The following is a 26,134-nucleotide window of genomic DNA, read 5'->3' on the forward strand; positions in this document are numbered from 1 at the left end:
ATAGGGACGCAAGCCGCCATGCAAGTGAAACACCTGCTGCTGATCGCCATCCTCGCATTGACCGCTGCTTGCTCATCGAAGGAAGTCGTAGACGAAAACCTCAGCGAAGCCGAGCTGTATCAGCAGGCTCAGACTGACCTGGACAACAACAGCTACACCAGCGCCACAGCCAAGCTGAAGGCTCTGGAGTCGCGTTATCCGTTCGGTCGCTACGCCGATCAGGCTCAGCTGGAGTTGATCTACGCCAACTACAAGAACGCCGAGCCGGAAGCTGCAAAGTCTGCCGCCGAGCGCTTCATTCGTTTGCATCCGCAGCATCCGAACGTGGATTACGCGTACTACCTCAAGGGTCTGACTTCGTTCGACCAGGACGTCGGCCTGCTGGCGCGCTTCCTGCCGCTGGACATGACCAAGCGTGACCCGGGCGCCGCCCGCGACTCGTACAACGAGTTCGCGCAGCTGACCAGCCGCTACCCGAACAGCCGCTACGCGCCGGACGCCAAGCAGCGCATGATCTATCTGCGCAACCTGCTGGCCGCCTACGAAATCCACGTCGCTGACTACTACCTGACCCGTCAGGCTTATGTAGCCGCTGCCAACCGTGGCAAGTACGTCGTGGAAAACTTCCAGGAAACCCCATCGGTCGGCGACGGCCTGGCGGTGATGACCGAAGCCTACCAGCGTCTGCACCTCGACGATCTGGCGGCCACCAGCCTGGAAACCCTCAAGCTCAACTACCCGGACCACCCGAGCCTGGAAGATGGCCAGTTCGTGCCACGCGTAGCCGAGGTTGACAACCGTTCGTTTCTGAGCAAAGCGACTTTGGGCCTGATCGAATCGCGTCCACCGCTGCCGCCGGGCGAAACCCGCGCCAACCAGGACGTGCAGAAGCAGTTCCAGGACGCGAAAGATGCGATCCCGAACGAGCTCAAGCCTAAAGACGAGAACGGCGACGTGATCGAAGAGCCAGAACCGGAATCCAGCGACACCGACCGCTCGTGGTTCAGCTACATGACCTTCGGCGTGTTCGACTGATCACACCGGCTGTACGAAAAAAGGGAGATCCGCGGATCTCCCTTTTTTATTGCCGCGCTTTAATAGGCTGTGCGCTGATCGGGTCCTTGGCTAAACTGCCGGATCATCAGTCGAAAAGCCGCTCATCATGCTTCGTTTATTGTTCTGGATTGCCCTGATCTTCGCCGCCATCTGGCTCTGGCGCAAATTCAAGGCCCCCGCCTCGTCCGCCCGATCGCCGCGCGAACAGGACGCGCCGCCGATGGTGCGTTGCGCCCACTGCGGCGTGCACCTGCCGCGCGACCGCGCGCTGGGCAACCAGCAACTGTGGTATTGCAGCCAGGCTCATCTCGAGCAAGGCCCGGGCGCCAGTGGTCGCTGAGGCCGTCAACGCCGACCAGAAACAGGCGCAGCGTCTGCTGCGCCTTTATCACCTCTACCGTTTAAGTGTCGGCATCACTCTGGTGTTGCTGATCTCCAGCAACATGGACAACCGCCTGCTGACGTCGGCCAACGACGATCTGCTGCGCGGTGGCAGCTGGCTGTACCTGATCATCAATATGCTGTTGGTGGTGTTCCTCGAAAACACCCGGCGCCCGGCGCAGTTGTTCACCCTGGCCCTCGTCGACGTGCTGCTGTTGTGCGGCCTGTTCTACGCGGCCGGCGGCGTGGCCAGTGCGCTGGGCAATCTGCTGGTGGTCTCGGTGGCAATCAGCAACACCCTGCTGCGCCGACGCATCGGCCTGCTGATTGCCGCCATCGCGGCGATCGGCATTGTCGGCCTGAGTTTTCTGCTGGGGCTCAGCCGCCCCTTGAGCGCCAACGCGTACCTGCAAGCCGGCACCCTCGGCGCGCTGTGCTTCGCCGCCTCACTGCTGGTGCAAGGGCTGATCCGCCGCCTCGAAGTCAGCGAGAACCTGGCCGAACAACGCGCCAGCGAGGTGGTCAGCCTGGAGGCGTTGAATGCGTTGATCCTGCAACGCATGCGCACCGGCATTCTGGTACTCGACGAACAACGCCGGGTACAACTGGCCAATCACAGTGCGCAGAGTCTGCTCGGCCATAGTCACCTGCAAGGTCATTTGATCGACGAATATTCGCCAGCACTCGTCGAGCGCCTGCAACTGTGGCGCAACAACCCGACCTTGCGCCCGCAGAGTCTGAAAATCCCCGGCAATGGCCTTGAGCTGCAACCCAGCTTCATCGCTCTCGAGCAGAGTCCGAACCAGCAGACGCTGGTGTTTCTCGAAGACCTCGCGCAAATCACCCAACAAGCCCAGCAACTCAAGCTCGCTGCGCTCGGGCGTTTGACCGCCGGCATCTCCCATGAAATTCGCAATCCACTGGGCGCGATCAGTCATGCCGCGCAGCTGTTGGCCGAGTCCGAGGAACTCGATAGCGCAGATCGACGTCTGACGCAGATTATTCAAGACCACTCCCAGCGCATGAACCGAGTCATCGAAAACGTCCTGCAACTGTCCCGCCGCCAGCAAAGCGCGCCGCAACGGCTGGACCTCAAGCCGTGGCTGGAAGACTTCGTCGGCGAAACCCGCGAGCAGGCCACCGAACGCCAGCACATTCATCTGCGAATCAATTCCGGCGATTTCACCACACTGATGGACCCCAACCAGCTGCGGCAGATTCTCGACAATCTGATCCGCAACGCCTGGCGTCACAGTGCCCAACTGCACGAGCAGGCCGACGTCTGGCTGGCACTGTTCGTCGACCCCGACAGCCAACTGGCAGTGCTCGAAGTGCAGGACAACGGCCCCGGCGTGTCGGCCGATGAACAGGCGCATCTGTTTGAGCCGTTCTTCACTACGAGCAGTCAGGGCACCGGTCTTGGCCTTTATCTGTCCCGTGAGCTGTGCGAAAGCAACCAGGCACGCCTAGACTTCAAATCACGCCAAGGCGGCGGCTGCTTTTGCATCACTTTTGCTCACGGACGGAAACAAAGTTGAATACAAGCCCACGGCAAAAAATTCTAATCGTCGACGACGAACCGGATATCCGCGAGCTCCTGGAAATCACCCTGGGACGGATGAAACTCGAGACCTTCAGCGCACGCAATCTGGGCGAGGCTCAGGCGCTGTTGCAGCGCGAGCACTTTGACCTGTGCCTGACCGACATGCGCCTGCCCGACGGCACCGGGCTGGAGCTGGTGCAACACATTCAGCAACGCGATCCAAACCTGCCGGTGGCGATGATCACTGCGTACGGAAGCCTGGAAACGGCCATCAATGCATTGAAGGCCGGGGCGTTCGATTTCCTCACCAAACCGGTGGAGCTGCCGCGCCTGCGCGAACTGGTCAGCTCGGCGCTGCGCCTGCCGACAGCGGGCGGCTTGAGCACGGCAATCGAGCGACGCTTGCTGGGCGATTCGCCGCCGATGGCCAATCTGCGCAAGCAGATCGACAAGCTCGCACGCAGTCAGGCGCCGGTGTACATCAGTGGTGAATCCGGCAGCGGCAAAGAACTGGTCGCGCGTCTGATTCACGAACAAGGCCCGCGCGCCAGCCAGCCGTTTGTGCCGGTGAACTGCGGGGCAATTCCGTCGGAACTGATGGAAAGCGAATTTTTCGGCCACCGCAAAGGCAGCTTCACCGGTGCCGTCGAAGACAAGCCGGGGCTATTCCAGGCGGCCCATGGCGGCACTCTGTTTCTCGATGAAGTCGCCGATCTGCCACTGTCGATGCAAGTGAAACTGCTGCGGGCAATTCAGGAAAAAGCCGTGCGCAGCGTCGGCGGCCAGCAGGAAACGGTGGTCGACGTGCGTATCCTTTGCGCCACGCACAAAGACCTTGAAGCCGAAGTTTCGGCCGAACGCTTCCGCCAGGATCTGTATTACCGGCTCAACGTCATCGAACTGCGCGTGCCTTCCCTGCGCGAACGCCGCGACGACATCGAGGCGCTTGCCATGCACGTACTCAAGCGCTTGGCCAAAGACACCGGACAACCCGAAGCGCGCCTGCACCCGCAAGCGCTGGAGGCGCTGAAGAACTATCGCTTTCCCGGCAACGTGCGCGAACTGGAGAATGTTCTCGAACGCGCGCACACCCTGTGTGAAAACCGCACGATCGAAGCGCAGGATCTGCGTTTGAGCGAAGGCAATTGCACGGCGGATGGGGCGATGGCCGATCTGACACAGATCGACAATCTCGAGGATTATCTGGAGAGCGTCGAGAGGAAACTGATTCTGCAGGCGCTGGAGGAAACCCGCTGGAACCGCACGGCAGCGGCGCAGCGGTTGAGTCTGTCGTTCAGGTCGATGCGCTATCGGCTGAAGAAATTGGGACTGGATTGAAGGCCCATTCGCGAGCAGGCTCGCTCCCACATTTGTAATGAGTATTCCTGTGGGAGCGAGCCTGCTCGCGAAGGCGGTCTACCAGCCTCTGACTAAATCCGGCCCTCAGGCGCATACGGCGCCGGATCAATGATCGGCGCTCGCCCCAGCATGACATCGGCAAACAACTGGCATGACGCCGGCGCGAGCACCAGCCCGTTGCGGTAATGCCCGCAGTTCAGCCACAACCCCTCGAACCCCGGCACCCGGCCAATAAAGGGAACCCCTTCCGGCGACCCCGGCCGCAGCCCGGCCCAGTGCCCGACCACTTCGGCGTCCGCCAGCGCCGGCAACAATTCGATCGCCGAGGCCTTGAGGCTTTGCAGCGCTAAATCGGTCGGGGTCTTGTCGTAACCTTCGTGCTCCAGCGTGCTGCCGATCAGAATGTGACCGTCGCGACGCGGGATCGCATAACGTCCCTTGGCCAGCACCATGCTCGGCAGGAAATCAGCCGCGCACTTGTAGAGAATCATCTGGCCTTTGACCGGTTCGACCGGCAGCGTCAGGTTCAGCGTCTTGAGCAGATCGCCGCTCCACGCCCCCGCCGTCAGCACAAACTCGTCGCCGCTCATCACCCCAGTGGAGGTTTGCACGCCAACCACGCGCTCGTCCTCGCGGACGAAACCACTGACTTCGCATTGCTCGTGAATCGTCACGTTCGGCAGCGCCAGCAGCGCGGCTTTCAGCGATTTGACCAGCCGTGGATTGCGCACGTTGGCGACATCGGCCATGTAGATCGCTCGGCTGAAACCGCTGCCGAGCACCGGCACCGCGTCATGTGCCGCCGAGATATCCACAGCCCGCAGCGGCCGATTTTCCCGCGCGGCCCAGGCCATGGCTGCGGCTTCATCGTCCAGATCCAACCAATACAGACCAGTGGTGTGCACTTCAGGATCAACCCCAGTGTCAGCAAACAAGCGCTCGCCGAGCTGTGGATAAAAATCCTGCGACCAATGCGCCAGCGCGGTGACTGCCGGACTGTAGCGCCACGGGTATAACGGCGAGACGATGCCGCCGCCAGCCCAGGACGATTCCTGGCCGACATTCGAGCGATCCAGCAGCACCACGCTGCGCACTTCGGAGGCGAGATTGTAGGCAGTGAGCAGGCCAATCACCCCGCCGCCGACAATCACCACTTGCTGTTGCCTGGTCATGTTTGATCCAACCGTAAAAAAGACAGTGGGCGCAAAAGGCGCCCGAAAAAGAATGCGTCAGCGGCCCCAGCAATCCTTGGCGGTCACACCGGTAGTCGCGTTGTTCATGCTTCGCACGCCGGTGTTGGTCAGGGTGAAATCACCGCATTTGTCGGTGGCCATGGCCGAGCCGGTTTTACGAATCGCGGTGAGCACAAAGGTCTGGTCGGTCAGCGTCGGGGTGATGGTATAGAAATCATTGCCCGTGCTCAGTCCGGTGACGCCGGTGTAGACATTGTTGCGGGTGTAGAAGCGTTCGAGGGTCTGCGCCTGCTCCGAGAGCAGCGAGACCACTTCGGCGCGACGGCCCTTCTTCACGTATTCGTTGTAGCTGGGAATGCTGATGGTGAGGATGATCCCGATAATCGCGATGACGATCATGATCTCGATCAGGGTAAAACCTCGGCTGGTTCTGCGCATGCCTCAAACTCTCGCTTACTGGATTTGTCGCCACATGATACGACGGCTGCCGCCGCCACCTTTTTCCACAACGGTGGTGATGACGCCACTGGTCTCGGTCACGACCTTTCCCGTACCACCCGCGGAAATAACGTTAAGGGTCGGAATGCCACCGGTGAATACCACGCCACTTGATATCGTGTCAGTGCCATCGACCAAACGGTCACCGTTGGTGTCGATCACGGCGTAGTTGAGCATCTTACCGTTGAACGCATCGAGTTCGACCAGTCGGCCCGTACCAAAACTCGAACAAGGGTCGGTGGTATCGACGCTGGCAGTGGTGAAAACAACTCGCCCCAATACAATACTGGCCTGATTGATCACGCGTTCACCGGTCAGCACGTTGTTATACGCCAGCGGCAGATACCACCCTTTCTCTGCCGGATACGTCGTTTCATTCTGGCTGGTGGTCAGAAACTGCCCGGAACTGCCGGAGAACGAGCCGGTAATCGCCTGTGCCTGCAAGCTGCTAACGGTGATTTGCCCTGAGCCTCCTTCCGCATCCCAGATCGAATAGAACGCCTGCAGATCCTTGTTGGTCTTGTCGGCAGTCTCGTTGAACTTGCCGGTGCCAAAGAACACCTGCTTGCCGCCCTGCGGATTATCCGCCAGCAGCGGTTGCGCGGTGATCGGCTGCGTTGCCCCGCCCGGGGCGGTGAACAATGGCTTGCCGGCAAACGCCACGCCCCAGCTTTCTGCCCCGGGTGCGCTCAAGTCGAATTTCCACATACGCCCCTTCAGGTCACCAGCGTAGGCAGCCTGCACTACGTTCGAGGAATTGACCCTGAGTTTTACCGAAGACAGACCGTTAGTGGTTTCCGTGCTGTCGATGACGATTTTCCTGATCAGCGAACCATCCAGCGCATCCAGCACATACAACGCTGCAACCCCCGAATTGCTGCCGTAACCATTGGCGATGAATGTCGCCCAGCGACCATTGGCCAAGCGTGCGACTTCCGGACGGGCGTAGGCGTAACCCAGATCATTGAAAGCATTCGACGCATTGGCCGTAGCCGGCGCACTGACTTCCCACAGTGCCTTGATCACGTTGCCTGCCGAGGCATCGAACAGTTGCAGTCCGTAGAAGGTTTTACCACCGGCCCCCGTTCCGCCAATGGCCAGCGTTCTCCAGGTGGTGCCGGCCTGCGCATCGAACACGCCGACCTGACCGTCCACGAGAAACTTGTGGCTGACGCCGTTGACGTAATTGGTATCCGCAATCAGCCGCAACGAAGGCAGCACGCTGGAGGGGATGTAGGCATAACGGCGGGTGCCGTTCGCCGAATTGATCACGTTGACGAAACCGTCGTTGGCGTTCACCACCAGACTGGCATTCATGTTCGCAGCCTTGGTGGTCAGGTAGTTGGTGTAACTGCTGTCACCCGTCAGATCGGATGCGGTCTTGTCCGAAGGCGACGCGAGCACCAGCGGCGAATTGATGATGTCGCCCAGCAGCGCAGTGCGCACTTTGAGCCCGGCCCTGTTGGTCCCTTTGCTCCACTCCACCAGATCATTACCGTTGATTCCGGCGGGCAACCCCTGATTCAGCGTAGTCTGCTGCGCCGGGGAAAAGTTGAGGAGTGCCAGGGCAATAGGCGTGTTGCTCAAGGTGTTCCATGACTGGAAAGTCGGCGCTGTGGCAGAGGGCACGATGGTGGTGTCGGTCGACCATTGCGCCGCCGAGGTATTTACCGTGCCGGTCGAGGTAAAGCCGAACGACCTGATCGTGCCCCGCCAATCCTTGGGATCGTAAGTGGTCTGGTAAAAACTGCTGCCACTGCTCAAGGTGCTGCTGCTGGCGACGCCGGCACCACCGGAGCCGGCCTTGGAAGTGATATCGCTCAATGCCGACGATAACGCCGCATTGAGCCCGGAGCTGTCGGTCGCCTGGTAGTACCTGCCCTGCCCGTAACTGGCGGCGTCGGACAACATGTCGTTATCCGCCGCGAAACCCACGGTGTAGGTGTTCATGTTCTGCCGGGGAAAATCCACCGCGTTCCAGCTCTTGCCTGCTGCGTCAGTACCGGTCGAACGCATGTCGATGTCGAAGGCGAATTTGGCGATGTCATCCAGATAAAGCGTGTCGCCTTCACCGTCACCGTTGAGGTTGTCGCCATCGTTATTCACGCCATCCCAGTTCGGTAGCCGGCTGCCTCCCAGCGGATCGTTGGTCGGGAAGGTACGGTCATAGGTTGGCAAGCCATCGGTAATCACCACGCCGTAGTTTTTCTGGCAGCGGTATTGAATCGGACTGGTATAGCTCGCCGGTGTGCCGTTGTAGTAAGGCGCCAAGCCACGCATGTAGCGCGTGACTTCGTAGTAGCTCTCGGCCAACGGAGTGTTGGCCACGGCGTTCAAGCCGTTGATCGATGAAATCAGCGCGTTGTAGTTGGTGTCTGCCTGGGCCTGGGTGACGCTGCCCGCGACGGGTGACAAATCGGTGATCGAGCGGGCGATGAAACCGCCGTTGCCCGGGTTGCTGCTGGTCGCCGGATTGAATGTCGACAGGCCCATGCGCAAAGTGCGGTTGCTGCTCACCAGTGCGGTGGAAACGTTGCGCGCCACGTTCATCCGGTAATCGTTGGGAATCGCCCCCGTAGTGAAGTCGCGGGTGCCGGTGCTGTTGGCGAGGCTGACTATGTAGGAAATGTAATCGGCGGAATACCGAGTGCTCTCGTTGCCTACCGGGTCGGGGAGCTTGAGGCACAACGGCGCCACGCTGTTGTTGTAGAACGCATAGGCGCCTCCCGAGCACCCGGAAGTCGGCAGGCTCGATAGAAACACTGTGTCGCCAGTAATCTGCGGCGCATTGAGTGCAGAGCACAAGCCGAGGAAGGCATTGCACTGCCGGGCGGGAGTGCGGTTGACGTTCGGGTCGAATCCGGCGGCGTAGATGATGCTGTTCATACTCCCCGAGTCATCGATCAGCAGCATCACGTTGGGCGCCACCGCAGCCGCGCTCAGCAATGGCGAATCGGAAGGCGTGAAAGCCCAGGCCGGTGCCGCCAGGTAGCAACTCAGCAGCATGCCGATCAGCAGCGACAGGCCGCGCTCAATACTTCGCATAGACACTCTCCACCACGCTACGCGAATTGCCGGCGATGCCGACCGCAGTGACTCGATACAACGTCGCCGAAGTGTTACTCGGCACGTTCACCGCCGTCAGGGTCGTGCCGATGTTCTGCACGCCATAAAAGCCATTACCGGCGGCGATCCAGGTCACCCCGGAGGTCGAATTGAAGCCGGCCGAGCTGACCACTGACGACTCCGCCGGCGGCAGACATTGGGTCGTGCCGCTGCACACCGCCAACGAGTAACTGTCCAGCTGCACCGCACTTTCGCCGATACGCAACGCCGCTTCCGCAGCCTGAAACGATTGATTGCGCAGGCTTACGCTGCCGGCCATTTTCTCTTGCAGGTTGGCGCTCTGCATCGAGGACAAACCGATCAATGTGAGCAACAGCAGAAACACCAGGCTCACCAACAGGACCATGCCGCGCTGGGCCTGACGTTGTTGCAAGGAAATCCTCATCGCCGCCCCCTCATGGCAAGCGGTTGCGCAATGCCGCAACCACGTTGAAGGTTTGATTGCGCACCCGATTGTTCGGGTCGGTGAGGGTCAGGCTCAGGCGCACGCTGCGGATGCGCGCCGGATCGCCGGGGTTGCTGCTGTACGTTGAAGCTGCGACGTCGGTCGCGGAGCTGGCCAGACCGAATGTGACGTTGAAGGCGCTGACGTTGTTCACCAGCACTTGCTGCGCCGGATTGCCGCTGCCAGTGCCCATGAGGATCTGGTTATTGCTGAAGCTGTAGATCAGGCGCCGGATCGGGAACGCGATCTGCCCCGTGGTCGGGCTGCGCAATCCGCTGTAGGCGACCGCGCTGTTGCGACAATCGGAAATCACCGTCCAGGTCGGCGTTCCCCCGCCGCTGCCGACATCGGCGGTGACCATGGTCAGCTTGAGACTGGCGTTATCCCAGTTGATCGGGATGAGTTGCGCGGTGTTGAAATCCCCTGCAGAACTGGAGTCGACGATGGTGCCGAGGCAGCCGAACATGCCGACCATACGGATTTCCTGAATCATTTTGCTGAGAACGAAGCGCGCATCTTCCTGCATCGCTGCGGCGCTGTTCTGACTGACGTAAGTGTTTTTTGCGGCGATGAAAATCTGTACCACGCCGAGCACGACGATCAGCCCCAAAGCCAGGGCAATCAGCAGCTCAATCAGGCCGAAACCACGGCTGGCGTACTTCATGGTGTGGCCACCGGATCGACCGCCGCCCGGCTGCTCAGCACGAAACTGCGCTGTGCACTGGCAGCGTTCGCCGCGCGCGCATCGCTCCAGGTAATGGTGATGGTGTAGACCCGCTGATTGAGGGTGATGCTGCCCGTCGCGGTCGGGCCGCCGAAGTTGGCGATGTTGGTGGTGAAATCGTAGAGATCCTGATCCCGCGCATTACTCAGATTGCCCGAGGTCGGTGGCGTGACGGTGTAGTTGGCGCCGGAATTGGCGCGGATGCGATCCATCATGTCATAGGCGATGAAACTGGCCTGACTGGTCATCCGCGAACTGTCGGTGTACTTCAGCGCATTGAGCTGCACCGCCGCTGCGCCCAACAGCCCGACGGTAAGAATCAGCAACGCGACCAGCACTTCGATCAGCGTCATGCCCTCCTGTGCGTTTTTGCTCCCTGCCCTCATCCGCAATTTCCACCCAATTGAATGCGTCCGTTCAAACACACGTTCAGCGTCCTGCTTTGCGTGCCCAGCGTGTAACCGATGACCACCGCCGTCGACGGTGCCGCCAGACCGCCGAGATTGTTGAAATCCAGTGCGGTCACTCCTGAGGGTAGCGTCAGAGTCGCGCCACTGCTCATTGCTGGAACAACCCGCAACACATTGGCCGGATTGCCAGTACTGTCGTAGACCGCCAGCTCACCGGTCCAGACACTGCCGCCAGCGGTCGGACGCAGACGTGTCGTGACGCCGCGGTTGATTGCCTCGAGGCGAGCGAAATTGATTGCCCGCTGCAAGTCGCCGACTTCGGTATCCGCCTTGCTGCTCTGGATCGTACGGGTAAAGGCCGGCACCGCCAGCGTGATCAGTATCAGGAACACCGCAATGGCGACCAGCAACTCGACCAGCGTGAAACCTTTTGTACGAAGATCCATCGGTGCCCTCCGTTGCCGTCGGCTATACCTGCTTTTACACGCTAGAACATTCGCTCGGCACGCGCCGACTGATTTGCCCTGCGCGGCGCACGGATTGCGCTGCTCATACCATTCCACGGAGGGATTTTTCATGCCGCAACACGGTTTCAGCCTGATTGAACTGCTTATCGGACTGGCGATTGGCGCAATTGTTCTGCTGCTGGTCAGCCCGGCGTTCGCCGCGCTCAAGCAAGCGACTCAGCGCGACCACGCAGCGCAGTCGCTGCTCGAAGGTATCCGCCATGCTCGCACCCTGGCTATGACCCACAATCAAAGTGTGGTGATCCATGGCATTGACGGCGACTGGAGTCAGGGTTGGCGAATCATTCTGGATCTTAGCGGCAAAGGGCCGGAGGACAGCAGCAATCCGCTGCTGGTTGAACGCGCCAGTGAGGCGAAGGTGGCGATTGTCGGCAATTGGTGGGTGAGCCGCTACGTGCGGTTCAGTCATCTGGGACAGCCGCTGATGCCGGGACGGCGATTTCAGGCGGGGACAATACACATCTGCTCGCCGCGCGAACCGGTCAGCCAGCGGCAGATCGTGCTGGCGGCGACCGGTCGCGTGCGCCTGGGCAGTCAGGAGACCGAACAGGCGCTGTGCGACAAAGGCAGAAGCGTCAGATCGAACGGACGCGCAGCTCTTTCGGCATCGAGAACGTGATGTTCTCCTCACGGCCAGCCAGCTCGTCGGCACCGGTCGCGCCCCAGGCCTGCAATTGCTGGATCACGCCCCGGACCAGCACTTCCGGTGCGGACGCGCCAGCGGTAATGCCAATACGCTCGACGCCGTCGAACCAGCTCTGTTGCAGGTCCTCGGCACCGTCGATCAGGTAGGCCGGAGTCGCCATACGCTCAGCCAGTTCACGCAGACGGTTGGAGTTGGAACTGTTCGGGCTGCCGACCACCAGCACCACGTCGCACTCGTCGGCCAGTTGCTTGACGGCGTCCTGGCGGTTTTGTGTGGCGTAGCAGATGTCATCCTTGCGCGGACCACCGATGGCCGGGAAGCGCGTGCGCAGGGCATCGATAACGCGACTGGTGTCGTCCATCGACAAGGTTGTCTGGGTGACGAAGGCGAGTCTTTCCGGATCGCGTACCTGCAATGCGGCCACGTCCTTTTCGTCTTCGACGAGGTAGATCGCGCCGCCGTTGCTGGCATCGTACTGGCCCATGGTGCCTTCGACTTCCGGGTGACCGGCGTGGCCGATCAGGATGCACTCGCGACCGTCGCGGCTGTATTTGGCGACTTCGATGTGCACCTTGGTCACCAGCGGGCAGGTTGCATCGAAGACTTTCAGGCCACGACCTGCAGCTTCGTTGCGCACGGCTTGGGAAACACCGTGGGCGCTGAAGATGACGATCACGTCATCGGGTACCTGATCGAGCTCTTCGACGAAAATCGCGCCACGGCTGCGCAGGTCTTCGACGACGAACTTGTTGTGCACCACTTCATGACGCACATAGATCGGCGGCCCGAAGACTTCCAGGGCGCGGTTGACGATTTCGATCGCCCGGTCCACACCGGCGCAGAAGCCACGGGGGTTGGCGAGTTTGATTTGCATGCTGTGCCTCGTGTCTTGCGCGCGAAAACAATGGAAAACAGACTGTGGAGACCTGCTTGTTGTGGCGAGGGGAATCATCCCCGCTCGGCTGCGTAGCAGTCGCAGACCTTCAACGGACTTATCTCAGAATCCGTTGACTGGTCTGGGGGCGCTTCGCACCCCAGCGGGGATGAATCCCCTCGCCACAGAAGCTCACTCCTGCATTTTTAGATCGCTTTGACGGAAATGATTTCCACGTCAAAGGTCAGCGTCTTGCCCGCCAGCGGGTGGTTGAAGTCGACGGTCACTTGCGTGTCATCGAATTCCTTCACCACTCCTGGCAATTCAGTATTGGCCGCATCGTTGAAGATCACCAGCAGACCCGGCGACAACTCCATGTCGTTGAACTGCGAACGCGGGATGGTCTGCACGTTCTGCGGGTTTGGCTGTCCGAAAGCGTTTTCCGGCTCAACGGTCACTGTGCGCCTGTCGCCGGCCTTGAAGCCAAACAGTGCGGCTTCGAAACCCGGCAGCAGGTTGCCATCGCCGACCTTGAAGGTCGCCGGGGCCTTGTCGAAGGTACTGTCGACGGTGTCACCGTTTTCCAGGCGCAAGGCAAAGTGCAGGGTGACTTCGGTGTTCTGGCCGATGCGTTGCTCAGTCGATTGCGGTTCAGTCATGAGCAGCCTCTTCGGTTTTCTTCGATTTGAACATGTCCAGTGCCAGCATGATCGCGCCAACGGTGATCGCGCTGTCGGCAATGTTGAACGCCGGGAAATACCAGCGGTTCTGCCAGTGCACCAGAATGAAGTCGATCACATGGCCCAGGGCAATGCGGTCATACAGGTTGCCCAGCGCGCCACCCAGCACCAGTGCCAGGGCGACGGCCAGCCAGGTGTCGTTGCGACCCAAACGCTTGAGCCAGACCACCAGCACCGCACTGACGACAATGGCGATCAGCGCAAACAGCCAGCGCTGCCAGCCGGAGCTGTCGGCGAGGAAGCTGAAGGCAGCGCCAGTGTTGTAGGCCAGGGTCCAGCTGAACAGATCGGGAATGATCACGATCTGCTGGAACATTTCGAGCTTGCTTTCGAAGTAGAACTTGCTGGCCTGGTCAATGACCAGGACCAGCAGGCTCAACCACAGCCAGCTCAGCCGTCCGAAACGGCCAATGGCATCAGGCATAGTGACGAACCTCGCCAGCACCGCTGATGTTGTCGACGCAACGCCCGCAGATTTCCGGATGTTCCGGATTCACGCCGACGTCTTCGCGGCAATGCCAGCACCGCGCGCATTTCGGGAACGCCGATTTGACGATCTTCAGTTTCAGACCGCTGACTTCGGTGGCCACTGCATCGGCCGGAGCCTGAACGAATGGCGCGACGCTGGCAGTCGAGGTGATCAGGACAAAGCGCAGCTCGTTGCTCAGCTTGGCCAGATCGGCGCTCAGCGCCTCTTCGGCAAACAGCGTCACTTCGGCCTGCAGGTTGCCACCGACGGCTTTCGCCGCACGCTGGATTTCCATCTCTTTGTTGACCGCGACTTTCACTTCCATGATGCGATCCCAGTAGGCGCGACCCAGCTCGAAGCCTTCCGGCAGCTCGGTCAGGCCTTCGTACCAGGTGTTGAGCATGACCGACTCGTTACGCTCGCCCGGCAGGTATTGCCACAGCTCGTCGGCAGTGAAGGCGAGGATCGGCGCGATCCAGCGCACCAGCGCTTCAGAGATGTGGAACAGCGCGGTCTGGCACGAGCGACGGGCCTTGCTGTCGGCGCCGGTGGTGTACTGGCGGTCCTTGATGATGTCGAGGTAGAAACCGCCCAGCTCCTGCACGCAGAAGTTGTGGATCTTCGAGTACACGTTCCAGAAACGATATTCGCCGTAATGCTCTTGCAACTCGCGTTGCAGCAACAGCGTGCGATCCACCGCCCAGCGATCCAGCGCCAGCATGTCTTCTGCCGGCAGCAGATCGGTGGCCGGATTGAAACCGGTCAGGTTGGAAAGCAGGAAGCGCGCGGTGTTACGGATACGACGATAGGCATCGGCGCTGCGGGTCAGGATCTGATCCGACACAGCGATTTCGCCAGAGTAGTCGGTCGACGCGACCCAAAGACGCATGATGTCGGCGCCCAGCGTATCGTTGATCTTCTTCGGCTCAATCACGTTTTTCAGCGACTTGGACATCTTGCGGCCGGACTCGTCGACGGTGAAGCCGTGCGTCAGCAGTTCGCGGTACGGTGCGTGGTTGTCGATGGCGCAACCGGTCAGCAACGAGGAGTGGAACCAGCCACGGTGCTGGTCGGAACCTTCCAGGTACAGGTCGGCACGCGGGCCGCTCTCGTGGCCCATCGGGTGCGATCCGCGCAGGACGTGCCAGTGCGTGGTGCCGGAGTCGAACCAGACGTCGAGGGTGTCGCTGATCTTGTCGTATTGCGGCGCTTCATCGCCCAGCAGTTCGGCGGCGTCGAGTTTGAACCAGGCTTCGATGCCTTCGACTTCAACGCGTTTGGCGACTTCTTCCATCAGCTCGACGGTACGTGGGTGCAGCTCGCCGCTTTCCTTGTTGAGGAAGAACGGGATCGGCACGCCCCAGTTGCGCTGACGCGAGATGCACCAGTCCGGACGATTGGCGATCATCGAGTGCAGGCGCGCCTGGCCCCAGGCCGGAACGAACTTGGTGTCTTCGATGGCTTTGAGCGAGCGCACGCGCAGGGTGTCGCCGCTGGTTGGCTCCTTGTCCATGCCGATGAACCACTGCGCAGTAGCGCGGTAGATCAGCGGGGTCTTGTGGCGCCAGCAGTGCATGTAGCTGTGTTCGATGACGGTGGTGTGCATCAGCGCACCGACTTCGGTCAGTTTTTCGACGATGGCCGGGTTGGCCTTCCAGATGAACTGGCCACCGAAGAATTCCAGCGACGGCACGTACACGCCGTTGCTCTGTACCGGGTTGAGGATGTCGTCGTTGACCATGCCGTATTTCTTGCAGGTCACGAAGTCGTCCACGCCATAGGCCGGGGCGGAGTGAACCACGCCGGTGCCTGCACCCAGTTCGACGTAGTCAGCCAGGTACACCGGCGACAGACGATCGTAGAACGGGTGACGGAAGTTGATCAGCTCCAGCTCTTTACCGGTGGTGGTGGCGATGACCGAACCTTCCACGCCATAGCGCGCCAGGCAGGCTTCGACCAGCTCTTCAGCCAGCACCAGCAGCTTGTCGCCGATATCGACCAGGGCGTAGTTGAATTCAGGGTGCACGTTCAGCGCCTGGTTGGCCGGGATGGTCCACGGGGTGGTGGTCCAGATCACGATCGCAGCAGGTTTGCTCAGCGAGGCCAGACCGAAGGCCGCAGCCAGTTTGGCTTCGTCGGCGATCGGGAACGCAACGTCGATGGTCGAGGACTTCTTGTTCTCGTACTCGACTTCCGCTTCAGCCAGAGCCGAACCGCAATCGAAGCACCAGTTCACTGGCTTGAGGCCCTTGAAGACAAAACCGCCCTTGACGATTTCGGCGAGGGCGCGGATTTCACCGGCCTCGTTCTTGAAATCCATGGTCTTGTACGGGTTGGCGAAGTCGCCCAGCACGCCGAGACGGATGAACTCGGACTTCTGCCCTTCGATCTGCTCGGTGGCGTAGGCACGGCACAGCTCGCGGGTCTTATCCGCGCCGAGGTTCTTGCCGTGGGTCACTTCCACCTTGTGCTCGATCGGCAGGCCGTGGCAGTCCCAGCCCGGGACGTACGGCGCGTCGAAACCCGACAGGGTTTTCGAGCGGATGATCATGTCCTTGAGAATCTTGTTCAGTGCGTGACCGATGTGGATCGTGCCGTTGGCGTACGGAGGGCCGTCGTGCAGGACGAACTTCGGACGATCCTTGCCAATCTCGCGCAACTTTCCGTACAGGCCAATACTGTCCCAGCGCTGCAGGATCTGCGGTTCGCGCTGTGGCAGGCCGGCCTTCATTGGGAAGGCGGTGTCCGGAAGGTTTAGCGTGGCTTTATAGTCGGTCATTTAAGGCTCTTCATTAGCGATGGGCGCTAGGTGCGGCTAGTGCACGGGCGGTGGCGACATCCGCATTGATCGCCGTTTTCAATGCCTCCAGAGAGGCGAAGCGCTGCTCTTCACGCAGCTTTTGGTGGAAAACCACCGTCAAACGCCGGTCATACAGATCGCCGGCAAAATCTAACAGATGGACCTCGAGGTGGGCTTTGCCATCTCCTTGCACCGTGGGGCGCACGCCGATATTGGCGACGCCGGGCCAGGTCTTGCCGTCGATGTCGACATTCACCAGATACACCCCGGTAAACGGCACGCGACGACGCTTGAGTTGAATGTTGGCAGTGGGCGTGCCCAGTTGCCGGGCCAGTTTCTGACCATGCAGCACGCGACCGGCGATGCGGTACGGACGGCCGAGCAAGCGTTCGGCCAAGGCAAAATCCGCCGCAGCCAAGGCGTTGCGCACCTGCGTGCTGCTGACGCGAATGCCGTCCAGCTCGACGGTTTGCGCCGCTTCGACGGTGAAACCGTGAACCTGCCCGGCCTGCATCAGAAAATCGAAATCGCCGAGGCGGTCGCAACCGAAACGGAAATCATCACCGACCTCCAGATGCTGCACGCCAAGGCCATCGACCAGAATGGTATCGACGAACTCACTGGCGCTGAGCTTGCTCAGCCGTTGGTTGAAAGCCAGGCACAAGACCCGGTCGACGCCTTCAGCGGCCAGTAACTGCAGCTTGTCGCGCAACCGCGCCAGACGTGCCGGTGCGGTGTCGGGAGCAAAGAACTCCCGCGGCTGCGGCTCGAAAATCACCACGCAGCTGGGTACGCCCAACTCGAGCGCACGCTCACGCAGCCGGGCCAGGATAGCCTGGTGACCACGGTGAACACCGTCAAAGTTGCCAATAGTGGCGACGCAGCCCCGATGCTGGGGGCGCAAGTTGTGGAGGCCTCGAACCAGCTGCATAACGCGCTTCTTGCTCATAAAGTGGTCGATTATAACCACACCCGACGGCCGACGACAGGCAACACCGTAACGCAAAGTGAACGAGCCGACAAAACCGCCGGCCCATGCCTGCTCATGAAGGCTGAAACCTCAGCTCAAGGCCCTGCGATTGAAGTCGCGCAGGCGGAAACCCAACAGCAACAACATACCGAAATACGCCACCACGCCAGCAACCACCAGCGCGCCCAGGCGCAAGAAGCGCTCAAGCATATGGCCCTCATCCCAGGCGGGCATGAAATGTATGCCGGCCAGCAAGACCGCCGACATCACGGTCACCGCAACGACCAGCTTGAAGCCGAATTTGCCCCAGCCCGGTTGCGGTTGATACATCTTTTGCTTGCGCAGTTGGTAGAACAGCAGCCCGGCGTTCAGGCAAGCACCGGCACTGATCGCCAAGGCAAGGCCGGCGTGGGCCAGCGGCCCGATCAGCGCCAGGTTGAACAACTGCGTGCAGACCAGCGTGAAAATTGCGATTTTCACCGGGGTGCGAATGTTCTGTTGCGCATAAAAGCCCGGCGCCAGCACTTTGATCACGATAATCCCGAGCAGGCCGACCGAATAGGCAATCAGCGCGCGCTGGGTCATCTCGGCATCAAAGCCACTGAACTGACCGTACTGGAACAACGAAACAGTCAGCGGCTCGGCAAGAATCCCCAGTGCCAGCGCGCACGGCAGCACCAGCACAAAGCACAGGCGCAGCCCCCAATCGAGGATGCGCGAGTATTCGTGGCGATCCTTGCTGGCGTAGGTCTTGGCCAGTGTCGGCAGCAGAATCGTGCCGAGCGCCACGCCCAATACGCCCGACGGCAATTCCATCAAACGGTCGGCGTAATACATCCACGACACTGAACCTGCGACCAGAAACGAGGCGAAGATGGTGTTGATGATCAATGAAATCTGACTGACCGACACGCCGAGAATCGCCGGCAGCATCTGCTTCATCACCCGCCAAACGCCGCTGTCGCGCAGGTTCAGGCGTGGCAGCACCAGCATGCCGATCTTTTTCAGGTGCGGCAGCTGATACAGCAACTGCGCCAGACCGCCGACCAACACCGCCCAGCCAAGAGCCATGACCGGTGGATCGAAATACGGCGTGAGGAACAGCGAAAACACGATCATGCTGACGTTGAGCAGAGTCGGTACGAAGGCCGGCACCGAGAAGCGGTTCCAGGTATTCAGAATCGCGCCGGCCAGCGACGACAGCGAGATCAGCAATATATAAGGAAAGGTCACCCGCAACAGATCGGAGGTGAGCTGGAATTTTTCCGGGGTATCGGTAAAACCGGGCGCTGTGGCCCAGATCACCCAGGGCGCAGCGATCATGCCCAGCGCCGTCACCACCGCCAACACCAGCGTCAGCAGGCCCGACACATAGGCAATAAAGGTGCGCGTCGCCTCTTCGCCCTGCTGGCTTTTATATTCGGCAAGGATCGGCACGAACGCCTGGGAAAACGCCCCCTCGGCGAAAATGCGCCGCAGCAGGTTGGGCAGTTTGAACGCAATAAAGAAGGCATCCGTGGCCATCCCGGCGCCGAATGTCCGCGCGATCAGCGTGTCACGAACGAAACCCAGAATCCGGGAAAGCATCGTGATAGAGCTGACGGCGGCCAACGATTTGAGCAGATTCATTGAGAGAGTTTGTGCCTGTCGATAAACAGCAGGCGAACAATGCGCCTACTTGTGCGATACTCCGCGCCGCAACAGCACAGAGCCAAAGCTCGCGAGTTTACAGGTCAAGCGCCGGAAATAAATATCCCGCCTCTTTATACCTACCACTTAGCGGAACGATTCAAGTGCCCTTGACAAGACAAGTCTTCATCGGCATGATTCGCGGCCTATTTTGTTTGCTATTTCCTAAAAAGTCTTTCGAGGAGCTCGACGGTGGCCAACTCACCTTCCGCCAAAAAACGTGCAAAACAGGCTGAGAAGCGTCGCAGCCACAACGCCAGCCTGCGTTCCATGGTTCGTACCTACATCAAGAATGTAGTTAAGGCCATCGACGCAAAAGACGCTGAAAAAGCTCAAGCTGCATACGTTCTGGCTGTGCCAGTTATCGACCGTATGGCCGATAAAGGCATCATCCACAAGAACAAGGCTGCTCGTCATAAGAGCCGTCTGAATGGCCACGTCAAAGCGCTGAAAGAAGCCGCTTAATCGACGTAGTCATTAAAAAACCGACCTCAGGGTCGGTTTTTTATTGCCCGTGATTTAACAAGCTACAGGCAAAAAAAGTGTGGGAGCGAGCCTGCTTGCGAATGCGATCTGCCAGTTGATATTTCTATCGACCGACATGACCTCTTCGCGAGCAGGCTCGCTCCCACAGTTCGGATTGGTGGCGCTTATTGCTGGACCGGCACCCACGGCAGGATCGGGATCGCCGTCACGGCATTCTGCGGACTGCCCTCGATCAAGCGATCGCTGTAGACCAGATACACCAGCGTGTTGCGCTTCTTGTCGAGGAAACGCACCACCTGCATGGTCTTGAACACCAGCGAGGTGCGCTCCTTGAACACCTCGTCGCCGTCCTTCAACTCACCCTTGAACTTGATCGGCCCGACCTGACGACAGGCAATCGAGGCTTCGGCACGATCCTCGGCCAGACCGAGACCACCCTTCACTCCGCCCGTCTTGGCACGCGACAGGTAGCAGGTCACGCCCTCGACTTTCGGATCGTCGAAGGCCTCGACCACGATCCGGTCATTCGGCCCGACAAACTTGAACACCGTCGACACCTGACCGATTTCCTCGGCCGAGACCAGCAACGGCATGGCCATCAGCAGGCCCAACAACCCTTTCGCTACACGCATCGAATTTTCCTTAGACCAGAATCAGGTTGTCACGGTGAACCAGTTCCGGCTCCGCCATGTAACCGAGCAAACCGACAATCGCATCCGACGACTGACCGATGATTTTTTGCGCTTCCAGGGCGCTGTAATTGGCCAGACCCCGCGCAATCTCCCGACCGTCCGGCGCCACACAGACGACCATCTCACCGCGACGGAAACTGCCTTGAACCAGTTTCACCCCCACCGGCAGCAGACTTTTGTTGCCCTTGGACAACGCCGACACCGCCCCCTCATCCAGCACCAGGGTGCCACGGGTTTGCAGGTGCCCGGCCAGCCACTGCTTGCGCGCCGCGAGCATGCCACGCTCAGGGGATAGCAGCGTGCCGATGCGCTCGCCCGCCTTGAGACGATCAAGCACACGCTCAAGCCGCCCGCCAACGATGATGGTGTGCGCACCGGAACGCGCTGCCAGGCGTGCCGCACGCAACTTGGTCTGCATGCCACCGCGCCCCAGCGCACCGCCGGTACCACCTGCAACCGCATCGAGCGTCGGATCATCGGCGCGCGCTTCATAAATCAGCTGCGCATCGGGATTGTTGCGCGGATCGGCGTCGAACATGCCGTCGCGATCAGTGAGGATCACCAGCAGATCGGCCTCGACCAGATTGGCCACCAGCGCCGCCAGCGTGTCGTTGTCGCCGAAACGGATTTCATCGGTGACCACAGTGTCGTTTTCGTTGATCACCGGAATGACCTTCAGCTCGACCAGTGCACGCAAGGTACTGCGGGCATTCAGGTAGCGCTTGCGGTCGGACAGGTCGTCGTGGGTGAGGAGAATCTGCGCAGTGTGCCGGCCATGCTCGGCGAAGCTCGACTCCCACGCCTGCACCAACCCCATCTGACCGATTGCAGCGGCCGCCTGGAGCTCGTGCATGGCACTGGGTCGTGCGGTCCAGCCCAAGCGACTCATGCCGGCCGCCACCGCCCCGGAGGACACCAGCACCAGCTCGACGCCCGCCTCATGCAGCGCCACCATCTGCTCGACCCAGACACTCATTGCCGCGCGATCCAGCCCTTTGCCGTCAGCTGTCAGCAAAGCGCTGCCGATCTTCACGACCCAACGCTGCGCACCTGTCACCTTGCTCCGCATCATCTTCAACCTTAGCTTGAGGGCAGCGCGACCTGGCACTGCCCGTGACGTTAATCGTGGCGATTGCTGACCAACGATCGATTTCCGGATACTAAAACGCCGCTCGATTGAGCGGCGTTCAAGTTTATCGCAACGGATCAGTCACGCACGTAAATGATTTCCGGACCGTCTTCGTCATCCACATCTTCTTCGTCCCAGTCATCGTCGCCGATGTCATGGACCGACTTCACGCCACTGCGACGCAGGGCACGCTTGTCGTCCAGCGCCTGCAACTGCGCACGGGCTTCGTCTTCGATGCGCTGATCGAGATCGGCCAGCTCTTCCTTGTACGCAGGGTCTGCGGCGAGGCGATCGGCACGGTCTTCCATGTAACGCATGATGTCGTGGCACAGACGCTCGGTACCGATCTTGGCGATGGCCGAGATCACGTACACCGGACCAGTCCATTCCAGGCGATCGACGATTTCCTTGACGCGAGCATCGTGCTCTTCTTCAAGGATCTGATCGCACTTGTTCAGCACCAGCCAGCGATCACGCTCGGCCAGCGACGGGCTGAACTTGATCAGCTCGTTGACGATCACTTCAGCTGCGTCCGGAGCACTGGAATCATCCAGCGGCGCCATGTCGACGAGGTGCAGCAGCAGACGCGTACGCGCCAGGTGCTTGAGGAAGCGAATGCCCAGGCCGGCACCGTCGGAAGCGCCTTCGATCAGACCCGGAATGTCGGCAATGACGAAGCTTTTCCAGCGATCGACACTGACCACACCCAGGTTCGGCACCAGTGTGGTGAACGGGTAGTCGGCGACTTTCGGCTTGGCGGCCGAGACCGAACGGATAAAGGTACTTTTACCGGCGTTCGGCAAGCCCAGCAGACCGACATCGGCCAGCACTTTCATTTCCAGCTTCAGGTCGCGCTGCTCGCCCGGCTTGCCTGGCGTGGTCTGACGCGGTGCACGGTTGGTACTGGATTTGAAACGGGTGTTGCCCAGACCGTGCCAGCCGCCCTGCACTACCATCAGTTTCTGACCAGCCTTGGTCAGGTCGCCGATGACCTCCTGGGTGGCGGAGTCGATCACGGTAGTGCCGACCGGCACGCGCAGGATCAGGTCTTCGCCCTTCTTGCCGGTGCAGTCGGTGCTGCCACCGTTGGAGCCACGCTCGGCATCGAAGTGACGGGTGTAACGGTAGTCGACCAGGGTATTGAGGTTTTCGTCGGCCATCATGTAGATGGAACCGCCGTCACCGCCATCACCGCCGTTCGGGCCGCCGTTTTCAATGAATTTTTCCCGACGGAAACTCATGGCACCGTTGCCACCGTCACCGGCCTTTACGCGAATCGATACTTCATCAACAAACTTCATAACCAACGCCTCTCGCCGTACGGACGAGCCGAAAAACAATCAAGACATAAGACTCTTGCAAAAATGAGCGCAGCGACCCCAAGACACGACCTGCATCGCACGCCGACAGCCCATACAAACAGCTTTGCAAGAGACTCACCCCACAAACGAAAAAGCCCCGTCGCAAGACAGGGCTTCTCCAGCGATCTCGCGATTAAGCCGCGATTACGCTCACGTAACGACGACCGAAGGCGCCCTTTACTTCGAACTTGATCACGCCTTCGATTTTAGCGAAGAGAGTGTGATCCTTGCCCATGCCAACGCCGTAGCCAGCGTGGAATTGGGTGCCGCGCTGACGCACGATGATGTTGCCGGCCTTGATGACCTGGCCGCCATACATCTTCACGCCAAGGCGTTTGGCTTCTGAGTCGCGACCGTTACGGGTACTACCACCAGCTTTTTTGTGTGCCATGAGTTCAATTCTCCTAGTGAGGAATTAGGCTGTAATTAAGCCTGAATACCGGTGATTTTGATCTCGGTGAACCACTGGCGGTGGCCCATACGCTTCATGTGGTGCTTACGGCGACGGAACTTGATGATGCGGACTTTATCGTGACGACCTTGGGAGATCACTTCAGCCTTGACGGTTGCGCCAGCAACAACTGGTGCGCCGATGTTCACGTCGTCGCCGTTGGCGACCAGCAGAACGCGATCAAAAGTCACGGATTCGCCAGTAGCGATTTCCAGTTTTTCGATCTTCAGGTATTCACCTTCAGCGACCTTGTATTGCTTACCGCCGGTAACGATTACTGCGTACATGGTATTTCTCCGATAATCCTGCTCACCCAGCTCTTTATAAGAAGAGGTATTGGCTGGCATGGCTGCATGGGGCTGGAACGGCCCAAGTGCAATTGCGTAAGGCAGGTGCTGCCCAGGAAGTTCAGGGTGCGCGATTGTACGCAAGCAATCTGCCTCGCGCAAGTGGCCGTCCATCGCGCCTTGACAGGTCTGGACGGGGGTCCTAGCATGCCGCGCAACCCTTCTGGAGCGACTCTCGCTGATGCAACCCCAAGCTTTCTACCGCGCGGTGGCGGACGATTTTAGCGCCGTCGACGGCATCATCAAGAAGCAGCTGACGTCTCGAGTGCCGCTGGTATCGAAAATCGGCGATTACATCACGTCGGCCGGCGGCAAACGCCTGCGTCCTTTATTAGTGTTGCTGTGTGGCAAGGCCCTGGGTCGCGAAGGCGACGACATGCGCCTGCTGGCCGCCACCATCGAATTCCTGCACACCGCGACCTTGCTGCATGACGACGTCGTCGACATGTCCGGCATGCGCCGTGGCCGCTCGACCGCCAACGCCATGTGGGGCAATGCCCCGAGCGTGCTGGTCGGCGACTTCCTGTATTCGCGCTCGTTCGAAATGATGGTCGAACTGGGCTCGATGCCGGTGATGAAGATTCTCTCCCAGGCCACGCGCATCATCGCTGAAGGCGAAGTGTTGCAGCTGTCCAAGGTGCGTGACGCCAGCACCAGCGAAGAAACCTACATGGAAGTCATCCGCGGCAAGACCGCGATGCTCTTCGAAGCCTCGACCCACAGCGCCGCCGCCCTGGCTGGCGCGACCGCCGAGCAGAGTGAAGCCCTGCGCACGTTCGGCGATCACCTGGGTGTGGCGTTCCAGCTGGTTGATGACTTGCTCGACTATAAAGGCGACGCGGAAACCCTGGGCAAGAACGTCGGCGACGATCTGGCCGAAGGCAAGCCAACCCTGCCGCTGATCTACACCATGCGCGAAGGTACAGCCGAGCAGGCGGCACTGGTGCGTCAGGCGATCCAGAAAGGCGGGATCGAAGACCTGGAAAGCATCCGCATCGCCGTCGAAGCGTCCGGCTCGCTGGAGTACACCGCGCAACTGGCCCGCGATTACGTGGCCCGCGCGATCAAGTGCCTGGAGGCGCTGCCGGCCAGCGAATACCGCGATGCGCTGGTGGAACTGAGCGAGTTCGCGGTCGCCCGCACGCACTGATTCATCCCCTGTGGGAGCGAGCCTGCTCGCGAAAGCAATCTGCCAATCGACTCAATGTTGACTGACACAGCGCTTTCGCGAGCAGGCTCGCTCCCACAGTTGTTTCTGCGCTATGCCCTCCTCCGCGTAAAACCCTATACAATGTGCGCCCTTTAGTCCTCCTGATACCCAAGGAACCTTAGTGAGCACGTTGCCACCCTGCCCGAAATGCAATTCCGAATACACCTACGAAGACGGCACCCAACTGGTCTGCCCCGAGTGCGCCCACGAGTGGTCTGCCAGCGGCGAAGCCGAAGTGGCGGCCGATGATGCCGTGAAGAAAGATTCGGTCGGCAACGTCCTGCAGGACGGCGACACCATCACCGTGATCAAGGACCTCAAGGTCAAAGGCACGTCGCTGGTGGTCAAGGTCGGCACCAAGGTCAAGAACATCCGCCTGTGCGACGGCGATCATGACATCGACTGCAAGATCGACGGCATCGGCCCGATGAAGCTCAAATCCGAGTTCGTCAGAAAAGTCTGAGCCTTGCGTCAGCCATCCCGCGCCAGTCGTGGGATGGAGCTTTGCCCTCCCCGCTCCAGCTCAATGAATTCGCGCATGGCCATCAGCCAGCCATTTTGACCTGACACAACCTTTACCCGGAAAAATCCACGATCCGCCAATAGGCACTTGCTATTTAATGAATAAGAATTATTCTCATTGAAACCTTTCAAGGAGATGAGACCCATGACTTATTTGATCGACGCCTGGCTGGATCGCCCACACCCGTACCTCAGAATCCTCCATCGGGAAACCGGCGAAGTCTGTGCGGTGCTTGAAGAAGAAGCCTTGCATGAGCTGCAGGATCAAGGTGATCTGGACGTCAGCAGCCTCAATTCCAGCGAGCCGCTGGTACTCAAGGAGCTGGTGCGCAATCTGTTCCTGTTCTGCTATGCCCGGGCGTTGCGCCCGACCAATGAGCTGCACAACAAGATCGAAATATGAGCAGCATTAAAAAAACCTGTGGGAGCGAGCTTGCTCGCGAAAGCGATAAATCAGTCAACGAATGAGTCGACTGAAAAACCGCC

Annotated in this window: 27 protein-coding genes; 9 read left to right on the plus strand and 18 right to left on the minus strand. The window is 60.0% G+C overall.

Annotation, left to right across the window (positions count from 1 at the left end):
* Positions 1-18 precede the first annotated feature (18 nt).
* The 4 genes from PSH90_RS22575 (at position 19) to PSH90_RS22590 (ending at position 4,318) form a co-directional block, all read left to right on the plus strand.
* On the plus strand, positions 19-1,035 hold the full coding sequence (locus PSH90_RS22575) for an outer membrane protein assembly factor BamD (protein ID WP_041477809.1): 1,017 nt from the start codon (positions 19-21) through the stop codon (positions 1,033-1,035).
* A 127-nt stretch (positions 1,036-1,162) separates the two neighbouring features.
* A complete protein-coding gene (locus tag PSH90_RS22580; RefSeq protein ID WP_056790465.1) occupies positions 1,163-1,396 on the plus strand; it encodes a PP0621 family protein in 234 nt (77 codons plus the stop codon).
* Positions 1,386-2,975 carry a PAS domain-containing sensor histidine kinase gene (locus PSH90_RS22585; RefSeq protein ID WP_305381549.1) on the plus strand — a complete coding sequence of 530 codons (1,590 nt, stop codon included), beginning with the start codon at positions 1,386-1,388 and terminating at the stop codon, positions 2,973-2,975. The genes PSH90_RS22580 and PSH90_RS22585 overlap by 11 nt, the downstream gene beginning before the upstream one ends.
* Positions 2,972-4,318, plus strand: coding sequence for a sigma-54 dependent transcriptional regulator (locus PSH90_RS22590; protein ID WP_305381550.1), 1,347 nt, complete (start codon positions 2,972-2,974; stop codon positions 4,316-4,318). Before PSH90_RS22585 ends, PSH90_RS22590 begins: the two co-directional genes overlap by 4 nt.
* A 92-nt stretch (positions 4,319-4,410) precedes the next feature.
* On the opposite strand, the gene thiO is transcribed toward PSH90_RS22590, so the two are convergent.
* Genes thiO through PSH90_RS22625 form a run of 7 tightly spaced genes read right to left on the minus strand, consistent with a single transcriptional unit; the run spans position 4,411 to position 11,181 of the window.
* Complete coding sequence (gene thiO, locus PSH90_RS22595; protein WP_252878916.1) at positions 4,411-5,511, minus strand: glycine oxidase ThiO; 1,101 nt, start codon at positions 5,509-5,511, stop codon at positions 4,411-4,413.
* 57 nt (positions 5,512-5,568) lie between these two features.
* A complete protein-coding gene (locus PSH90_RS22600; RefSeq protein ID WP_256811028.1) occupies positions 5,569-5,970 on the minus strand; it encodes a type IV pilin protein in 402 nt (133 codons plus the stop codon).
* A gap of 15 nt (positions 5,971-5,985) precedes the next feature.
* Positions 5,986-9,075 (minus strand): pilus assembly protein, encoded by a 3,090-nt coding sequence (locus PSH90_RS22605; protein WP_305381551.1) that lies wholly within the window; start codon positions 9,073-9,075, stop codon positions 5,986-5,988.
* On the minus strand, positions 9,062-9,541 hold the full coding sequence (locus tag PSH90_RS22610) for a PilX N-terminal domain-containing pilus assembly protein (protein WP_095181844.1): 480 nt from the start codon (positions 9,539-9,541) through the stop codon (positions 9,062-9,064). Before PSH90_RS22610 ends, PSH90_RS22605 begins: the two co-directional genes overlap by 14 nt.
* Positions 9,542-9,551: 10 nt before the next feature.
* Complete coding sequence (locus tag PSH90_RS22615) at positions 9,552-10,265, minus strand: PilW family protein (RefSeq protein WP_056790483.1); 714 nt, start codon at positions 10,263-10,265, stop codon at positions 9,552-9,554.
* Positions 10,262-10,711 carry a type IV pilus modification protein PilV gene (gene pilV, locus PSH90_RS22620; RefSeq protein ID WP_071173641.1) on the minus strand — a complete coding sequence of 150 codons (450 nt, stop codon included), beginning with the start codon at positions 10,709-10,711 and terminating at the stop codon, positions 10,262-10,264. The genes PSH90_RS22615 and pilV overlap by 4 nt, the downstream gene beginning before the upstream one ends.
* Complete coding sequence (locus tag PSH90_RS22625; protein ID WP_041477800.1) at positions 10,708-11,181, minus strand: GspH/FimT family pseudopilin; 474 nt, start codon at positions 11,179-11,181, stop codon at positions 10,708-10,710. Before PSH90_RS22625 ends, pilV begins: the two co-directional genes overlap by 4 nt.
* A 130-nt stretch (positions 11,182-11,311) precedes the next feature.
* On the opposite strand from PSH90_RS22625, the gene PSH90_RS22630 reads away from it, so the two are divergent.
* Positions 11,312-11,881 carry a GspH/FimT family protein gene (locus PSH90_RS22630; RefSeq protein WP_256811038.1) on the plus strand — a complete coding sequence of 190 codons (570 nt, stop codon included), beginning with the start codon at positions 11,312-11,314 and terminating at the stop codon, positions 11,879-11,881.
* Here the strand turns inward: PSH90_RS22630 and ispH are convergent.
* From ispH to murJ, 6 genes are all read right to left on the minus strand, one after another.
* Complete coding sequence (gene ispH / locus PSH90_RS22635) at positions 11,838-12,782, minus strand: 4-hydroxy-3-methylbut-2-enyl diphosphate reductase (RefSeq protein ID WP_016773129.1); 945 nt, start codon at positions 12,780-12,782, stop codon at positions 11,838-11,840. The genes PSH90_RS22630 and ispH overlap by 44 nt on opposite strands.
* 206 nt (positions 12,783-12,988) lie before the next feature.
* Positions 12,989-13,441 carry an FKBP-type peptidyl-prolyl cis-trans isomerase gene (gene fkpB, locus PSH90_RS22640; protein WP_056790492.1) on the minus strand — a complete coding sequence of 151 codons (453 nt, stop codon included), beginning with the start codon at positions 13,439-13,441 and terminating at the stop codon, positions 12,989-12,991.
* Positions 13,434-13,946 carry a signal peptidase II gene (lspA, locus tag PSH90_RS22645; protein ID WP_151551936.1) on the minus strand — a complete coding sequence of 171 codons (513 nt, stop codon included), beginning with the start codon at positions 13,944-13,946 and terminating at the stop codon, positions 13,434-13,436. Before lspA ends, fkpB begins: the two co-directional genes overlap by 8 nt.
* Positions 13,939-16,770 carry an isoleucine--tRNA ligase gene (gene ileS / locus PSH90_RS22650; RefSeq protein ID WP_056790497.1) on the minus strand — a complete coding sequence of 944 codons (2,832 nt, stop codon included), beginning with the start codon at positions 16,768-16,770 and terminating at the stop codon, positions 13,939-13,941. Before ileS ends, lspA begins: the two co-directional genes overlap by 8 nt.
* 13 nt (positions 16,771-16,783) lie before the next feature.
* The gene (ribF, locus tag PSH90_RS22655; protein WP_016773125.1) at positions 16,784-17,722 is read right to left on the minus strand and encodes a bifunctional riboflavin kinase/FAD synthetase; all 939 of its coding nucleotides are present in this window, start codon (positions 17,720-17,722) and stop codon (positions 16,784-16,786) included.
* Positions 17,723-17,851: 129 nt separating this feature from the next.
* Positions 17,852-19,390, minus strand: a complete 1,539-nt coding sequence (murJ, locus tag PSH90_RS22660; RefSeq protein ID WP_305381552.1) for a murein biosynthesis integral membrane protein MurJ — start codon at positions 19,388-19,390, stop codon at positions 17,852-17,854.
* 252 nt (positions 19,391-19,642) lie between these two features.
* Here murJ and rpsT point away from each other — a divergent pair, with 252 nt between their 5' ends.
* Positions 19,643-19,915, plus strand: coding sequence for a 30S ribosomal protein S20 (gene rpsT, locus PSH90_RS22665; RefSeq protein ID WP_003228351.1), 273 nt, complete (start codon positions 19,643-19,645; stop codon positions 19,913-19,915).
* A 185-nt stretch (positions 19,916-20,100) separates the two neighbouring features.
* On the opposite strand, the gene PSH90_RS22670 is transcribed toward rpsT, so the two are convergent.
* The 5 genes from PSH90_RS22670 to rplU form a co-directional block, all read right to left on the minus strand.
* On the minus strand, positions 20,101-20,568 hold the full coding sequence (locus PSH90_RS22670) for a CreA family protein (RefSeq protein WP_041477794.1): 468 nt from the start codon (positions 20,566-20,568) through the stop codon (positions 20,101-20,103).
* A gap of 10 nt (positions 20,569-20,578) precedes the next feature.
* Positions 20,579-21,697 (minus strand): glutamate 5-kinase, encoded by a 1,119-nt coding sequence (proB, locus tag PSH90_RS22675; RefSeq protein ID WP_039761700.1) that lies wholly within the window; start codon positions 21,695-21,697, stop codon positions 20,579-20,581.
* Positions 21,698-21,834: 137 nt separating this feature from the next.
* Positions 21,835-23,058 carry an Obg family GTPase CgtA gene (gene cgtA / locus PSH90_RS22680; protein WP_016773122.1) on the minus strand — a complete coding sequence of 408 codons (1,224 nt, stop codon included), beginning with the start codon at positions 23,056-23,058 and terminating at the stop codon, positions 21,835-21,837.
* 193 nt (positions 23,059-23,251) lie between these two features.
* Complete coding sequence (gene rpmA, locus PSH90_RS22685; RefSeq protein WP_016773121.1) at positions 23,252-23,509, minus strand: 50S ribosomal protein L27; 258 nt, start codon at positions 23,507-23,509, stop codon at positions 23,252-23,254.
* Between the two features lie 35 nt (positions 23,510-23,544).
* Positions 23,545-23,856, minus strand: a complete 312-nt coding sequence (rplU, locus tag PSH90_RS22690; RefSeq protein WP_007924746.1) for a 50S ribosomal protein L21 — start codon at positions 23,854-23,856, stop codon at positions 23,545-23,547.
* 241 nt (positions 23,857-24,097) lie between these two features.
* On the opposite strand from rplU, the gene PSH90_RS22695 reads away from it, so the two are divergent.
* From PSH90_RS22695 to PSH90_RS22705, 3 genes are all read left to right on the plus strand, one after another.
* Positions 24,098-25,066: a polyprenyl synthetase family protein gene (locus PSH90_RS22695; RefSeq protein ID WP_016773120.1), complete on the plus strand. Its 969-nt coding sequence runs from the start codon at positions 24,098-24,100 to the stop codon at positions 25,064-25,066.
* A 181-nt stretch (positions 25,067-25,247) separates the two neighbouring features.
* Complete coding sequence (locus tag PSH90_RS22700) at positions 25,248-25,589, plus strand: zinc ribbon domain-containing protein YjdM (protein ID WP_016773119.1); 342 nt, start codon at positions 25,248-25,250, stop codon at positions 25,587-25,589.
* Positions 25,590-25,793: 204 nt separating this feature from the next.
* A complete protein-coding gene (locus PSH90_RS22705; RefSeq protein ID WP_016773118.1) occupies positions 25,794-26,051 on the plus strand; it encodes a hypothetical protein in 258 nt (85 codons plus the stop codon).
* Positions 26,052-26,134 lie beyond the last annotated feature (83 nt).

The organism is Pseudomonas sp. FP1762 (assembly GCF_030687105.1).
GTDB lineage: Bacteria > Pseudomonadota > Gammaproteobacteria > Pseudomonadales > Pseudomonadaceae > Aquipseudomonas > Aquipseudomonas siliginis.